Origin of the sequence: Prochlorococcus sp. MIT 1306 (assembly GCF_047304515.1) — a bacterium.
Classification (GTDB): domain Bacteria; phylum Cyanobacteriota; class Cyanobacteriia; order PCC-6307; family Cyanobiaceae; genus Prochlorococcus; species Prochlorococcus marinus_D.
The window spans coordinates 816,241-830,748 of record NZ_CP138959.1 but is presented as its reverse complement, the minus strand read 5'-3'; the positions used below and the strand labels follow the sequence as shown (position 1 = coordinate 830,748).

At 46.6% G+C, this 14,508-nt stretch carries 14 protein-coding genes; 7 read left to right on the top strand and 7 right to left on the bottom strand.

Going from position 1 to position 14,508, the window contains the following annotated elements:
- Nucleotides 1–76: 76 nt before the first annotated feature.
- Nucleotides 77–469, bottom strand: coding sequence for a large conductance mechanosensitive channel protein MscL (gene mscL, locus SIB74_RS04480; protein WP_063395165.1), 393 nt, complete (start codon nt 467–469; stop codon nt 77–79).
- A 666-nt stretch (nt 470–1,135) separates the two neighbouring features.
- Here mscL and SIB74_RS04475 point away from each other — a divergent pair.
- The 4 genes from SIB74_RS04475 (at nt 1,136) to SIB74_RS04460 (ending at nt 3,219) form a co-directional block, all read left to right on the top strand.
- Nucleotides 1,136–1,699 (top strand): hypothetical protein, encoded by a 564-nt coding sequence (locus SIB74_RS04475; RefSeq protein ID WP_413681785.1) that lies wholly within the window; start codon nt 1,136–1,138, stop codon nt 1,697–1,699.
- A 336-nt stretch (nt 1,700–2,035) separates the two neighbouring features.
- The gene (locus SIB74_RS04470; RefSeq protein WP_074159107.1) at nt 2,036–2,302 is read left to right on the top strand and encodes a hypothetical protein; all 267 of its coding nucleotides are present in this window, start codon (nt 2,036–2,038) and stop codon (nt 2,300–2,302) included.
- A gap of 6 nt (nt 2,303–2,308) precedes the next feature.
- Nucleotides 2,309–2,560 (top strand): di-heme oxidoredictase family protein, encoded by a 252-nt coding sequence (locus tag SIB74_RS04465; RefSeq protein ID WP_063395168.1) that lies wholly within the window; start codon nt 2,309–2,311, stop codon nt 2,558–2,560.
- A gap of 182 nt (nt 2,561–2,742) precedes the next feature.
- A complete protein-coding gene (locus tag SIB74_RS04460) occupies nt 2,743–3,219 on the top strand; it encodes a Fur family transcriptional regulator (protein WP_063395202.1) in 477 nt (158 codons plus the stop codon).
- Nucleotides 3,220–3,235: 16 nt separating this feature from the next.
- On the opposite strand, the gene SIB74_RS04455 is transcribed toward SIB74_RS04460, so the two are convergent.
- Complete coding sequence (locus SIB74_RS04455) at nt 3,236–3,715, bottom strand: hypothetical protein (RefSeq protein WP_063395169.1); 480 nt, start codon at nt 3,713–3,715, stop codon at nt 3,236–3,238.
- Complete coding sequence (locus SIB74_RS04450; RefSeq protein ID WP_369818004.1) at nt 3,712–3,975, bottom strand: hypothetical protein; 264 nt, start codon at nt 3,973–3,975, stop codon at nt 3,712–3,714. The genes SIB74_RS04455 and SIB74_RS04450 overlap by 4 nt, the downstream gene beginning before the upstream one ends.
- 44 nt (nt 3,976–4,019) lie before the next feature.
- On the opposite strand from SIB74_RS04450, the gene SIB74_RS04445 reads away from it, so the two are divergent.
- Nucleotides 4,020–4,370: a cell division protein SepF gene (locus tag SIB74_RS04445; RefSeq protein WP_082818436.1), complete on the top strand. Its 351-nt coding sequence runs from the start codon at nt 4,020–4,022 to the stop codon at nt 4,368–4,370.
- A 76-nt stretch (nt 4,371–4,446) separates the two neighbouring features.
- Here the strand turns inward: SIB74_RS04445 and arsS are convergent, their stop codons facing one another.
- Nucleotides 4,447–5,445: an arsenosugar biosynthesis radical SAM (seleno)protein ArsS gene (gene arsS / locus SIB74_RS04440; protein ID WP_063395170.1), complete on the bottom strand. Its 999-nt coding sequence runs from the start codon at nt 5,443–5,445 to the stop codon at nt 4,447–4,449.
- Nucleotides 5,446–6,136: 691 nt separating this feature from the next.
- Nucleotides 6,137–7,342: a glucosylglycerol 3-phosphatase gene (gene stpA, locus SIB74_RS04435; RefSeq protein ID WP_063395171.1), complete on the bottom strand. Its 1,206-nt coding sequence runs from the start codon at nt 7,340–7,342 to the stop codon at nt 6,137–6,139.
- 324 nt (nt 7,343–7,666) lie between these two features.
- Between stpA and SIB74_RS04430 the strand changes: the two genes are divergently transcribed.
- Complete coding sequence (locus tag SIB74_RS04430) at nt 7,667–9,178, top strand: hypothetical protein (protein ID WP_063395172.1); 1,512 nt, start codon at nt 7,667–7,669, stop codon at nt 9,176–9,178.
- Between the two features lie 123 nt (nt 9,179–9,301).
- On the opposite strand, the gene SIB74_RS04425 is transcribed toward SIB74_RS04430, so the two are convergent.
- Both SIB74_RS04425 and SIB74_RS04420 read right to left on the bottom strand, forming a co-directional pair.
- Entirely contained in the window at nt 9,302–12,058 is a 2,757-nt protein-coding gene (locus tag SIB74_RS04425) for an AAA family ATPase (RefSeq protein WP_063395173.1), read from the bottom strand.
- Between the two features lie 7 nt (nt 12,059–12,065).
- Nucleotides 12,066–13,280, bottom strand: coding sequence for a metallophosphoesterase family protein (locus tag SIB74_RS04420; RefSeq protein ID WP_063395205.1), 1,215 nt, complete (start codon nt 13,278–13,280; stop codon nt 12,066–12,068).
- A gap of 198 nt (nt 13,281–13,478) precedes the next feature.
- Between SIB74_RS04420 and SIB74_RS04415 the strand changes: the two genes are divergently transcribed.
- Nucleotides 13,479–13,703 carry a helix-turn-helix domain-containing protein gene (locus tag SIB74_RS04415; protein ID WP_063395174.1) on the top strand — a complete coding sequence of 75 codons (225 nt, stop codon included), beginning with the start codon at nt 13,479–13,481 and terminating at the stop codon, nt 13,701–13,703.
- Nucleotides 13,704–14,508 lie beyond the last annotated feature (805 nt).

Here is a 14,508-nt window from a genome sequence, read left to right as displayed (position 1 = left end):
TAAGTAGGAACAGGACAAGTACTAGTAAGTAAGAAAATTGACAAGATAAAGGCTGTTGGTTAATACTGTGATCATCTCAGAGCTTACGGGATTCGAGCGCAATTGCTAAACGCTCAACAGCATCAGCTAAATCCTGCTGGGGGTTTGGAGCTGCAGCAGCTTTAGCCTCCTCTTTGCGTTTGAAGCGCTCGATAGCCCTCACCACAATAAATACCACGAAGGCAATGACCAAAAAATTAATCATTGAGACCAAAAGTGCGCCTCCGGGCACGGCACTAAGTGTCTCTACCTTAAGTTTACGAAGTACAGGATCCATAACAGCGGTAGTGACCAACTGAACAAGTGCATCCACCACCTTGGAGAAGGCACCACCTACGACAACAGCGACCGCGAGATCAACGACATTGCCGCGATTGACAAAGTCAGTGAAGTCATTAAGGACGTTGGTCATTTTGCGACGGTATGCCATATGAAGCAATGACTAAAAAGACACCATAATGACTCTCTGAGTGAGATGACGCCACAATCCTCAAAATTCAAACGATTTGCCCCTTCCAAATTATCAGGGCTTGGTCAGAATAAATCTTATCTAATGACTAATGAATAAAAATTCAACTGGTTAATTCGGCAAAAGAATAAAAATCCCCTGGCCTCCACTGGCCAAGGGATCGTTTATGCGTTCCGTGAATAGTATTGCGTATATTCAAGAACTACTGAGTAATCGAAGTCCCATAAGGGTGTGCCGGATGTATCAAGCAGACTACTCAATCAATCTAATGAGATCGGTTTAGTGATTTAACATCATAGAATTATATGTATTTCTATGATGTTAAATATAACGACTTGTTGGGGGAGGTAATGCATTTGCAGGCAAACCCTAGAGGGATCAAGAAAATGATAGATCAGTTTCATGCAAGGCCAAGTGAAAAGGTGAAAATAACAGCATAAATACTTGAATTGGAAAAGTTTAAAGCCAGATTAGTACACGATATGTTATGAAAAACACAGATCAAGCACGCCAATATCTGGCCAGAATATTTAAATTATTAATAGATGAGTAAGCGGATCTGTAGGTGATATGAGAGATAATGTGCGAACAGCATTATATCCTTATCCGCTACATTTTTTTAATAGGTTGATTTTTGTCTCTGGTGCTAGTCTTAAGCAATATCAGCCTTCCAGTCATCAACATCAAAACGTACTTAGAGAGCTGATGATTAGGACTAATCAAAATTGCCTTGTGTCCTTTTTGAAGAGGTGTACAAGCCTAAATTCAGCGCGCTGGATTGAAACGTCCATTTTAGTAATTGCAAACTTTGGTTTCGTTGCCCTGATGCATATGGCGCCTGTAAGGGCAACTCCACTCAAGCTCATGTGCTCTTACATCTATGAAGGGAAAGCATATAAGGAAATATACATTGTCGACTCCGAGCAATTATTAGTAGAGATAAGTTATCCATTTGCACCATCTCAAGAAGAAAGAAATATCATCGAGAGTCTTATCGTTGAATCAACCTCACCAGTTATTGTTGTTGCTAGACTTCAAACAGGCAACAGTCATTACTTCAAATATGAGATCAACAAAGTAAAGATTGAGATCAAAACATTTTCAGTAAGCCTTGTTGCCGGAGTTCAGCCAATGACAACCCGTACTTGCAAGAGAATTAAAGATTTTCCTAGCCATCAGAGCAAGATTTAAACCTCTAGAGCTAGCTTTAACTCACTCAATTAAGGCTAGGCCAATCTATTTCAAAAAGCTATAACCAATGAGTAAGTTTACAGGATTATAATCAGTCTCAAGTATCGTTACCTAAAGAGCATTAACAGTTTTATCTAAACTTACGCTCATAACAATTCAACTCGAAAGACAGAAAAAACTAATTAAATTTTACCAATTTTCCGCAGTAAAATTTAATTATGCGCGTAGTCTTGCTACTGAGCTAATTTTTCCATAAAAGGAATCTCTAGCAGACCCGTTTGGACCATCGATAGCGATGGGGAATGCCGATTTGGCTGGAAGGCGATTGCAGCCAGCGTGAAACAACAGAGCGCTAACGCCTACCTCGACGACATGGGACTGACAACGGCAACAGGGGCGGATAGCACCATGGCTACTAATGGCAGCCCTGCCGATATCAGTTGGGAAAACCTTGATGGGGTGAGCTACTACACACAGACTCTCGCAGCACAAGCCACAGACGAAAAATCTCACAGCCTTTTAGGCAAACAGGAATCAGCACTCTTTGATCAACTTCAAGGTCCTCCCTGTCACGTGCCCAGCCAGCGGAAAGGGAACAATTAACAGTCAGTGGCAAAAGTCATCAACGACCAAACAATCTGGGCTTACACCGACCTTTTGCTTGACGAGATGGGGCCTACCCTCGATGACGGTGTGGCTGAAGAAGGTCTTAGCCTCTCATCGCAGTGGCGAACAGCCCCTTTGTGGGGATTGGCAATGACGCAGAGGGTTAATCGCAAAGCAAGCTTTTTACAAGATGGACGTGCACGCCCCCTCGAGGAAGCGGTCATCTGGCATGCTGGCGAGGCTACAAATACCTAGTAGCGCTATCAGGCCTTGCCACAAAGGCAGAAGGATCAACTATTGGCTTGGTTCAAACAACTTTAAAGAAACAACGCGATCTACCTTGAGATGCTGCCTTGCTTGTAGGAATCTCAAACCATCAATTGCGCCAATCACTCTCATTAGCGGTTACTGTTGAGAAATGCATTGCAGAGGTGGCCTTGCCTACTTCTTCGTCCCTGGCCCGTATCCATGGACAACTTGAGGTTGGCTTGCATCAGGGTGGTCGACGTTTAACGCCTCAAAGACGCCGCGTTCTTGATCTCTTTGAAAGTATTGGTTCTGGCATTCACCTCAGTGCTGAAGAAGTCCATCGGCAACTTCTAGAAGCAAACTCGAAGGTGTCTCTAGCAACGATCTACCGCACGCTGCGCTTGCTTGTCGAGATGGGCTTTCTACACGAGTTGGAAATCAGCGATGGCGGACATCGCTTTGAATTAGCAAGTCACGACCATCCTGATCATCACCATTTGGTATGCGTGCGTTGTGGTCGTACTGAGGAGTTTGAGAGCAAGCCAGTACTGGAAGCTGGACGCTCTGCTGCTGAGCGGATCGGGTTCCAACTGATCGAGTCAACATTGAATGTAAGGGCTCTATGTCCGTCTTGTCAGAGACCCTCTACAACCAATGTCCATTGATGGCTGATAACAAACATCAGTGTTGAGAATGCTGATCACACGGCATCCAATGGGTTCCCATCTGGTGAGCGCCTTTGCATCCCAACTCACGCGCCTTCGCTTCGGCCTCCAATTGAGTGGGGTAGGCCATCAAGCGAGGGTCCGTCTGCGACGCAGACTTGCCGCTCACGGGACGGTGATGCTGATGGGGATTTTCAATCTCCGACCCACCCAAAGACACCAAGCCCATGCTTATTGGACCTGCCGTCCACACTCCCATGGTGCTTACACCAACAGAAAGCAAGCCCATCCCAACGACAGAAGCATTGATCACCCCCATGGCCACAACGCCAATGGAAACAACACCCATGGGAACAACACCAATGCAAACCACTCCCATTGGGACAATACCGATCGAAATTGTGCCTAAGGGAGCTATCCCAATAGCCAGCTTTTTCGGTTTGCTCCCGCAGTGTGCTGATGCTTTGTCATCGCCAGTTTTATCAGCAGTGTTCATGGATTGTGTTGAGACTCCATTTGAATGACGTGCTTGTCACAGACCATCCACATCTGACCCATCTGATGGGACCCCTTACAACCAAATTGTGGGGCGGCAGCTTCTGCCTCAGCTTGAGTTCTAAACATCGCCTGCTTCGGTTCAGTAGCTGATGTTTCAGCAGCGTTGATCCCTACTTCGCTCATTACAACTGTCAATCCAGTCGTTGCAGCAATCAACAGTAGCCATCCACTTAATGTAGTTGAGGATAGTCGGCCCATGAGCTCCATTATTTCCACCATCCATGATGCATCCAGGTTGAAGGATGCACCACAAAATCCCCTCGCTCGCTTTTGGCGAGCGCGAACTGGATCAGGCCCATCGACTGCACCAAAACTCCACAAGCGTCGAGGCTATGGACGCACCGTTTGGTGACTGGTGGCACGAGATCGTCGTGTTCAAACCATTGGTTTTTGAAGAGGCCTTTGACGCCGTTTTGGCTGTCCGTGAGCAGCACACCGTTTTGCTCAACATCTGTCGGATGGACCCAGAACATGCCCGGCGCACCATTGATTTTGTGATTGGAGCTGTGACTGCACTTGATGGACAACATGTGCGTATTGACGAGAAAGTATTCCTATTTGCACCTTCACTTGTCGCGATCAAGACGTTGTAAGGTTCCCTTATAAGAGATTCAGGCAGCAAATCTATCGAGCGCTGATCATCAGCTTTGATCACAGGGCCTTGAATGATTAACCGATCTCTCCCTCAGATTGAAGGGCGCCGCCACAGCTTGATCCATTGCCTGCAGTGCAACCAAAACAATGAGGTCCAACAGTGATTGGTTGACCAGGCCATTGAACTTCGACATCCAGCAAGTCCCTGAGGTGGTGAACAGGCCCCTTAGGGTGAAGACTCAGTTGCTGGTTAAAATCACAGTCAAAAAGTTGGCCCTGCCAATTCACACTGATCAAGCTTCGGCACATGACCGTTTTTAGATTATCGGGATTATGAGCACCTTCTAGAAGCTGCTGATAACTCTCCCGCTGGCCGGATATCGTCAACTGTGTAGCGAAACGTTGAATCGGCATGTTCGCTATCGTAAATAATCTGGTGAATTCGATGCCATAACGTTGTTTCAGCTCTTTACGGTAGGCCTCTTCTAGTTGAGCTTGAGGAGGAGGCAGCTGAGGACCCTGGGGGTTAAAAATCAAGTTGAGAATTAGTTGCTCATCGTTTTGCCCATAACCAAGTTGATTCAACTGACGTAATCCAATAAGGCTGCGTTCAAACACTCCTTTGCCACGTTGTTGATCTACATTCTCCGCCTCGTAACAAGGCAGAGAAGCCACCACAGTGACACGATGTTTTGCGAGAAAAGCCGCCAAGTCGTGCTGGCCTGGCTCAGTGAGGATGGTTAGGTTGCAACGGTCGATAACCTCCACACCCAAACAGCTGGCCTGAATAACTAAATCCTTAAATCCTGGGTGAAGCTCGGGAGCTCCACCGGTGAGGTCAAGACATTCCAGCTGGTATTGATCCAACACCTTTGGTATCAAGGCCATGGTTTGGGGATCCATCATTTCCAGACGGGTCGGCCCTGCATTCACATGGCAGTGGGCACAGCTCTGGTTGCATCGGTAACCAAGGTTGACCTGCAAAGTACGTAGGTTGTCCCGATGCAGCTCCGGAAAAACCGCAGATCGAAACGCAGTTGCTGATGTGTCGTGAGAAGGCAACACTGAAATCATTTGAGTGCAATCATCCTGACGCGGCCAATGGCAAACAAACCACTTAGTTAGTTATTACTGCTGATGTCGAAACAAACTGATGATTCTTAGCGACCAGAGCCTTTAGCGAGACGACTTAACAGAAGTACAATACTTTACTTACGTTCAACAGAAGCTCTTTATTGAAGCAATCATCCACTAGCTTAAGAGCAAAGAGACAACAACAAAACATTCACAATACATCCTATGTTTGCTACATTTGAGCTCAAATCTGTACAACATTTACGTTCCAACTCTTACTTTGTCGATTGAGAGAAAGAAATGGCAATACGGTCAATTATACTCCAAAGACGATACAAAATACTCGAGGAGTAGGACAGGTCTCAATGCCGTACTTCCGAAGGGGTATTCACAAGGAGCAATCTATGTTTACTTTAAAAAATCATTAACATTAAAAAGAATCTTTATCTAAAAAGACATGGTTAAAAGCAATCAACTCATGAAGTCACTCAATGCAGAATTTTCAAACGACTTAGAATGATTTTTCAAGACATGGCACTGGATGAATTGTTGTTCAACAATCTCAATCTGGGAGAACAATCAATCAAGACAAAGGAACTCTAGTACTTATATCTAATCTCACACTTGAGGCCCAATAGGCACGAAGGGATGATCTCCTCTTCAGCCTTCCAAGGATTGCTAATTACAGCATTCAACGAGCTGAACGGCGTTCAGCAAGTGACCTAAACCAAGCCACGTATGTGCTGGGGCCGCTAGGAACCAGCACATCAAAATGCAAGGGATCCTCAGGGTCACTGATCCCTTGTAAACGTTCATCCAACAAGCTGGGTCGGTATACTTCACCACCACTACTATCGACAAGAACCACTCGATTGGTACGGTTATAAGTTGCACCTAAATCCTGTAACAAGGTAAGAAAACCGCGGTCGCTTCCGCCACGTAACCATCCAGTTCCATCAGGAGATGGATTGGATGTAACCGTATCACCCACACCCATCAAAAGTGGCATCTGATCAACAGGAATATGTTTGCGGCAGAGATCCAACAATCCCTGATGAGTTTTAGGTGCTGAACGCACATCAAAGTCTTTGCCGAGAGGAGCTGTGCCTTTGTGTTTAGCGATATGCTTGTTAATCAAAACCAATAGTCCGGCTTCCTTGACAGCACCTTTGAGCATGAACTGGATATCAGTGGTGCCTACATCGCCAGGGGCAGCAGGCTTAAGCCTCTCCCGTTGTCCATCACAGCCCATGTTGGGAGCAATATGCAGAAAAAACGAATTAGGCAAGCCAGCACTTATTGCACTATTAATCAATTCATTCATCAACTCCTGCAGCATAATTTGCAGGGATTGCTGAATACCGACATCGTCAGGAGTCAGGCTAAACAAGCCATTCAAGAGAATTGTGGGCGATAGCTCTGTATCAAGAACTGACTTCTTTGCGAGGATTTGGATCTCATCAGAGGTGAGCTGGGGTAGCAATGCAGGAAGACGCTGTTCAAGCAAGGTCTGCATTCGGCTAGGCAGTGCAGCAAGAAAGGCAATTTCTGCATCAGTAATGCCGGGATGACTGATCTCGCCATAACAATTCTGCAGTTGCACACCGCCTGCGGCTAATCCCGGTAAGTAGAGGCCCTGCTTAGCCGGCAGCTGGGGATCACCCAAAGCCCTCTCGACTACACAATTGACTCCACGATGTCCGCCATGCTCTCCATTGGTCAGTACAGAGAAAGACCCCTCAAGCCTTTTGGCTGCCCACACGTAGGCAGGATCCAAAACTCTCGTCAGAGGATCCTTGACAAGGGGGATACAAACGCCGTCAAGATCCTGAACGATCAAGAGGTCTTCAGTACTGACCATCTCAGCCAAAAGCTGATCGAGGTCGATGTGGCCCATGCTTGGTTGATATGGCCGGGTCTACACACCTTCCCACGTTGAGCAGGATGGGCCAAGCCACTGACTTGGAAACACTGTGGCTAGCGGCTGCTGACTAGTGAGCAGCTGTATTGGTGCGCGGAGAAAGTTCAGCTGTTTGTTGAGCAGATCCTGATTGAACTAAAGGCCACAAAAGCAGACCGATCTGAATGGAAGGTGCTCGATTTATCATAGAGATTAAACGTTTTAATATGGTGATATGCAAATTTCCATTTTCCTGAGATCAGCTGCATCCGTAGGGTCAAAGAAGAAAACAACAAATCTGCATAGAAGCAAGGAGAAGTGATGAACAACAGTTTTTTCACCAAGTCCCTAAATCCGGAGTTGATTCAAAGCAGAATTAAAACACTGGAAAATGGCAATGTAGGGTTCTACAGCGTGGGGCTTTATCCAGCCTCACTGGCATACAACTGTGCGATGCAAACCGCTGGTGTCAGCTTATTGCTTGCCCCGCGTCCAGAACGGGAATTGCTGGGAGCCTTTCCAGAGGGCTCATTGGATGGAATGGACGAGGCCCATGTTGCATCTGTTATAAAGATGGGCACACATGTAAAAGCTGGAGTTCGTGTCACAAACACACTGGCTGATCTAATTGAATGCTGTGAGCTCGTCGTGCTCAGTGCGAACAGCAACCATGTAGAGCTAGACCTTGAGGAAGCTTGCCGACTACGTGAGGAGATGAAACGAGAACAGGTTGTTCTAGCTTGTCTGGCAGGTTCCTTCTCTCATAACCAGATCAATAATGAATCATATGTCCTATGTGAAAAGCAACCAAATCTAGCTTTCTTCTCAGGATTTCACCGCCATGGAGCATTGCGAAATCCGTTTGATAGCTTCACGGCCAACTTCTGCCATCCCAATGCACTGACAGCGATGCTTGGAGCTCGAATGCTGGATCGATTGTCACCAAATATCCAGGTATCGTCAGGTGTTCACAATATTGAAGGGCAATATATCAAAGCGGCAAAAAACATGGCATCAATATTTGCTGGATTTGGGTATACATACCACCATGACAATCCAGGCGTACTTCCAACTCTGCTGACCTTACTTTTAGATCAGTGTCTTGATCAAGCTGCCACAGTATCGATGTGTAGAAATGATCGTCAGGGGCTCTACAATCAACAACCATTTTCATTAACTGAGCTTGGTTACGGAGTGCAGCGCATTGAAGCCGCATTGGCTCGAGATGGGGAGATGGAAAAGGTACGAGATCACACCTTTGCACAACTTACTGCCATGGTTGCAGATGTTAGGGGCAGCATGATGCTTCCAGTTTGTGGCAAGCCTACGCGTAACTTTCAAGCTGGGCAGGTACTCGGTAAAAAGATGAGGGAAGAAGAGCGCTGCCCTCATCAAATGGAAGAATTTGAAGAATGGTGTGAATCTGGTGGCCTACAAAAGGGGGGTTTAGAAGGCTTAAAGTCTCTGCGTTATTGGCCACAAATTGTTCGTAATTACTCTATTCCCCTGCATGATTCATCGATGGTAAATCTTTTATACATGTCTATCTATGGCAATCAGTCCAGCAAAGAAGTTGCTTATTCTGTGATGACAGAAAGCCGTGAACTCACTAATTACTGCCAGGAATCTGTCAGGCCAACCCATAGCCGCAGATATGCCGAAGCTCTTCAGAATCTTGACAACCCAGAGGCTATAGACCTCATCGTTAATGCAGTGATTGCTGACAATGGACGCCGTGCAATCCGGGATGATTCATTCCTTAATGATTCGGAGGCAGTAGACAAGACACCAGCTTATCTCAGAGCGATGAATTTAATCGAGACAAGCCTATAAGTAGGATTCACCAGCAGATCACCAGTAATTTCAAAACATCTGCTGAATGGAAACCAAATATCCTTTGATTTGAATCATGAGCAAGCTGGCTGATCTAGTTATCAGATCATAAGTCTGAGTCAATTAAGGACTTGGCAAGTCAATAGTCTTATCAGCAATTGTTTCGTAAGGTGTTGGGTCGCAACTGAGCACAATCACCTGAAGGCCACGCTTTACCGCCTGGGTCATCATCCTGAGCACTGACTCGATGCGATCTGGATCAGTATTGGTAAAAGCATCATCAAACAGAATTGGCAAACAGTCGTCATGTCCTCCTTTGAGGGCATCTGCGATCGAAAGACGAAGAGCCCCATTGAGCTGTTCCTTCATACCGCCACTTAAATCTCGAAATTGTACGTTTTGACCGTCACGTCGAAGGCCTAATTCTCGAAATCCATCATGAGGGTCGAAATTAAGTTGACAACCATCATTTTCGTTACCAAGCAGGGGCTGTAAGTAAGAACAAATTGCCTGACTAAGTGGAGTCGTATATCGATTTGATAGTTCGGCTTGAGCATGTTGAAATGATTTCAAGAGCCTTTGCTGTGCATGAGCAAGCATCAATTGTTCACGCTCCTCCAGCTTGGCCTGATTGAAGTTAACGCGGGCTTCCTCAAGAGCAGCATAAGGTTCAAGGCTTCCAAGCCCTTCACAGCGTTCACGCAGAGCTCCTCGTTGTCCGCTAAGCACCTGTAAATGTTCCTGCAAACGTTTTTCCTGGGCATCAAGCTCTGCAAGAGCTGACTTGATAGCTTGTAGAGTTTGGGTTCCGAGCTGTTGTTCCAAATCAGAAACTTTCTGTCCCAAGTGAGTCAGTGATTGATTGAGTTTCAGTAGTTTTTCCTGAATGTCTGGTTCAGGACCATGTTCAGTCAAAAGAGATTTCCTATGTTCTTTTAGTTCAATTTGTTTTGCACTTAGCACCTCAAGTGAAAGTGTAAGCTTCTGTAAGTTCTTGTCTTGCTCATACTCTTCTCGATGCAGCTGCTGAAGTTGCAACTTGATTGCCTTAATTGACTCACTAATGGTTCTGTAATTCTGGCGACATCGCTTAAGCTCAACGCGGATGGTCTCGAGATCAAGAGGTTGATTCAAGCTTCCATCATTAGAGAGTAAACTATCATCTAGCCTTGAAAGTTCTGGTTCTGAGGCCATCTCTTTTTCAAGTTCATGCTGACGATTTTCAAGTTGTTTTTTCTGTAGAGATAGGCTTATGTTTCCATCATGTCCATCTTGATATCCATTGAGTTGTTCGTTGATAAGGTTCAATTGCTGACTTAACTGATTTCTGTGATTAATCTTTTGTTCGGCTTCCTCCAAAGATTTCACTTGCCAAGCCTTTAGGGTGTCCGTGTACTTCAGAAGATGACTCTCATGGTCACGTTTTAGTTCTTCAATTCCCGTACCTTGCCCAGGATTAATATGAAAGCGAACTCCATCACCAACATTCACGGTGAAGCTTGATATAAGGCGTTTCGTCTCACCCTCCTTCAAGGGAAAACCATCGACAAGTACAGGTTGATCAGCACGTTCTAGATTGAACTCAGATGCCATCGTTTCAATGCGAATAGCACATCCTTTGACTTGGTCATAACAATCACGAAGGCGCTGCAAGTTAGCCACACCAAGATCAGGCAGTGCATCGAGTTGAATTTGCAGTGTTTGGGATTGGTTGCGCAAGCGTTGTTGCTCGTTGTGCTGTCGTTGGAGGGATTCGCGTTGAAACCTGAGCTGTGTGAGTTCTTCCAACCGTCTCATGTGCAGACCCCTTAATTCCCAATCCGATCGTTGTTGATCCAGATCATCAAGCTTTTGCTGTGTGGTCTCAATCTGCTTTTTGGTCTCACTAAGGCTGTGCTTAAGCAGAGTCTGCTGCTCACTCCCTTCCTCAAGATTCTTCTGGCAGAGGAGAAATTCATTGTGGATTTGATGATTGGCATGAAGGACGCTTTGCAGTTGATTCTTTCGCAGTTGAAGAGGTTCGAGCTGCTGTCGATAAAGGAGCAGAGCAGCTTCGTCCTGACGGGTCTGCTCCTGTTGCGTTTGCAACTCGAAACGTCGCTTCTTGAGGGCAGGTTTGCGGTCTGACGTGAGCAAATCAAGCTCATGCTCCAGTTGATCCAACTCTGCACTGGTGGATTCAAAGCTGTCCCGTTGCAGTTCAGCAGTTTTAAGAGCATCTTCCGCTCTCTCTCGTTGTTGCTGACATTGCCAAAGAAGTGAGTTACGACGAACCCCTCGACTCGTGAAAGTGGCTTCCACAAGAGCCTCCAACTCCGTACTCACCTTTTGATCAAAAGGTGATTGCAAAGACACTTCTGCCCGTTGCTCCAATTGCTGCATCAACCCATTGAGGTCGTAATGCTGGGGTCCTTGATCTAAAAGATTCTGGCCAGCTAGTCCCTGTAATACCCAGAGATGAGCCCATCGACTCGGAAGAACTCGTGCTGCCTGACGACTGCCAACGATCTCATCAACTCCGAGAAGTTTTGCTAGGAGCTCTTCTGCTGCAGAACCGTTGAGTGGAACTTCTTGCCCGGTTCCATCAAGCCTTACGCTGCCACTCTGACCACTAAAGCGTTTGCTCAACGACCAGATCGCACCTTTTGCTTCAAAAGAAAGTTCAATGAGAGGGTGGCCTGGGAAAAGGTTAGAGCGCAACGCTTCTACTAGCGAGCCGCTAGCTGTGGCCTTGAGAAATAAGACTCGATGCATCGCCTCCACAAGTGAGCTTTTACCGCTTTCATTGGCTCCAGAAATCAACGTCAATCCGGGCGAAAAGTCGATATCCAAGAGCCGATGACGGCGAACATTTTCAAGATGGCAGTGCAATAAGCGCATAGGGCGATCAGTTATTCAAGGATGACTCACTGCAAAGCCGATGGAGTTCACAAAGAGCTAACTCGATCAGCTCGGCTTCGCTCTGCTGTTCAGTTGTAAGAGATTTGGCAGGTTCAAGGTTTTCAAGTTCTCCCTGTAGTTGTAAGGCAATAGAACTAATCAAATGATCTTCACTGCGATCAGTCATGGCCCGAAGTTCTTCCTGACCTGGACGTCGATGGCAGGTTCCTTTGATGCGTACATGCAGCAATTGCGTCCTTAGCACCTCGATTAAGGCATCAAAGCGTTGATACTCACGAAGGCTCAGTTGTCCATTAATTTCAAGCCTCAATAGATCACGGCCTACTCGACTTCCAATGCGCTGCTGGAGAGTCCGCTCCAGTCGATCAAGATCGCTAGTGGTTCTGAGCTGTACCCGAAGATTGTGCCAGTGCAAACCAGCCGTTGATACAGACTTCGGGATGGGACATGTCCCTCGATCGATATCAAACACTAAAACCTGCCCACGCTGGTCCTGGTCCCCCTGATCAAAGCGATCCGGTTCAGGGGTTCCGCAATACCAAGCACGATCTCCTACTTGTTTGAGATTGTGCCAGTCGCCAAGAGCGACGTAATCAACCTGCCCATGTTGGATCATGTCAAGATCAATGCGGTTGATCCGCTCCGACTGACCAGCGCTGTCTTGGTTGTAATCAGTGCTCTCGAATCCGTGCACAGCTCCATGTGCAAGAACAATTCGAGGACAATCTTCAGCTAGATCCTGCCAATCCAGCTGACTGATCCAAGCTGAGGGGTCTTCGCTATCGCGCTGACGTAGCAGAGGGCAAGGCAAAACAAGCGCATGATCAATCAAAACCGGCTCCGGTTTAAGAAGCAACTGCATCAAGGGTGCGCGTTCTTTCAACTGCCTTTGAACATCCTGGCGCTGCCAAACACCTCCAGCTCCACCATGGTCATGATTGCCCGGGATCACCAGGACTGGACGATTCATAGAACCAATCACCTCCAAGACCTCCATCACCACAGCTGATGGGACGGTGCTGGAATCGAACAGATCGCCTGCCACCAGCACGGCATCAACGTTGTGCTCTTCGGCAACAGCAGCGATCCGTGAAACAGACAAGATCCGCTGCTGTTGCAGGCGAAAGCGCTTCTGAGGATCTGTGATATTCCTAAAGGGCTTACCGATTTGCCAGTCAGCGGTGTGAAGAAATCGGGGCAAAGCTGCAACACACTCCGGGTCCCCATGCTGCCGTGACTCTTCTATTTCTGAAGCCCCCTCAGGGGAGATCAAATTGGCAAAGCGGCCCTAGAAGTGTGTCAAGCACTGACCTCAAAGGTCTTCTGGGCTGGGGCCAGTCAGACTTGGTCATAATTCCCCGCAGAGCTAGTCAGATTTAAAGCAGTTCAGCTGCGCAGCATGGTTCTGCCACCCTTAGTGTTCGAAGTGAAATCATTAACGCCTCGGGAACGCTTTGTCCTCCGTCTGGTGTGTGACGGGTTCACCAACCGCGAGATTGGTCACCAGATGTTCATTGCAGAAACAACTGCTCGAGGGCATGTCAACTCAATCCTTCGCAAATTAGATGTCCGTAATCGTGCGGCCGCAGCTGCTGAGGGTATACGACGTCAATGGGTTGCCTAATTAAGTCTTGTGTTGAAGAATCTTTGCTGAAATCCTCAGTGCATTCAGCTTGGTTCAAGCGGATTGATTCTAAAGCACAAAAGTGATCTACAGATACAAGGGCGCGCTAGCAAGTCCTGTAGATCACCACAGTTCTCGGTCGCATAAGTTCCATAGAGCAAAGCAAAGTGCTTATTGTGCTGTCTCCAGCTGCGTGTCAAGATGACTTGCCTTGTCAGATTAGTTGAGCGAGAAACAACAACTCTTTCGAAACATTCAAAATAGAGGCTGCTTCTGATGAATGGAGCTGGCATATTAAAGATTTTAGCTTGCACGCGAGACAAGATTCATATCTATAGACAAGGATTAGAATGTTAAGTTGCAGAAACTATTACTGAGAAAGAGCTACAACAATATGCAGATCAAAAAGGTGGTCTATATGGCGAGTCAACCAACCTAACAAGACCCAATAATATAGGCGGTCATAGATTCTCCATGCCTTGACCGACAGGAATAATAAAGCTCGATTAACTATAGATTACTTATAAATTGATTGCCAGAAAGCCAGACACTGTGATCAATAGCAACCCTCAAACTTAGCCTGTTAACTTAATAAATTCACTACGGTTGGCATCAATCACTGGATCTTGAACAAGGTTTGCATCTCCAGCTCAAAGCAAAACAATCATTCCAAGCATGATGCACGAAGCAACGATGCCCTAACCTCAACCATGCCCTAACCTAAAGAATTCAATCCAGCGTGATGCCTGGTGCAAATCATCGAGTCTTTAAGTCAAGGCGAGAGCTTCGGAGATCCACCGCCTGC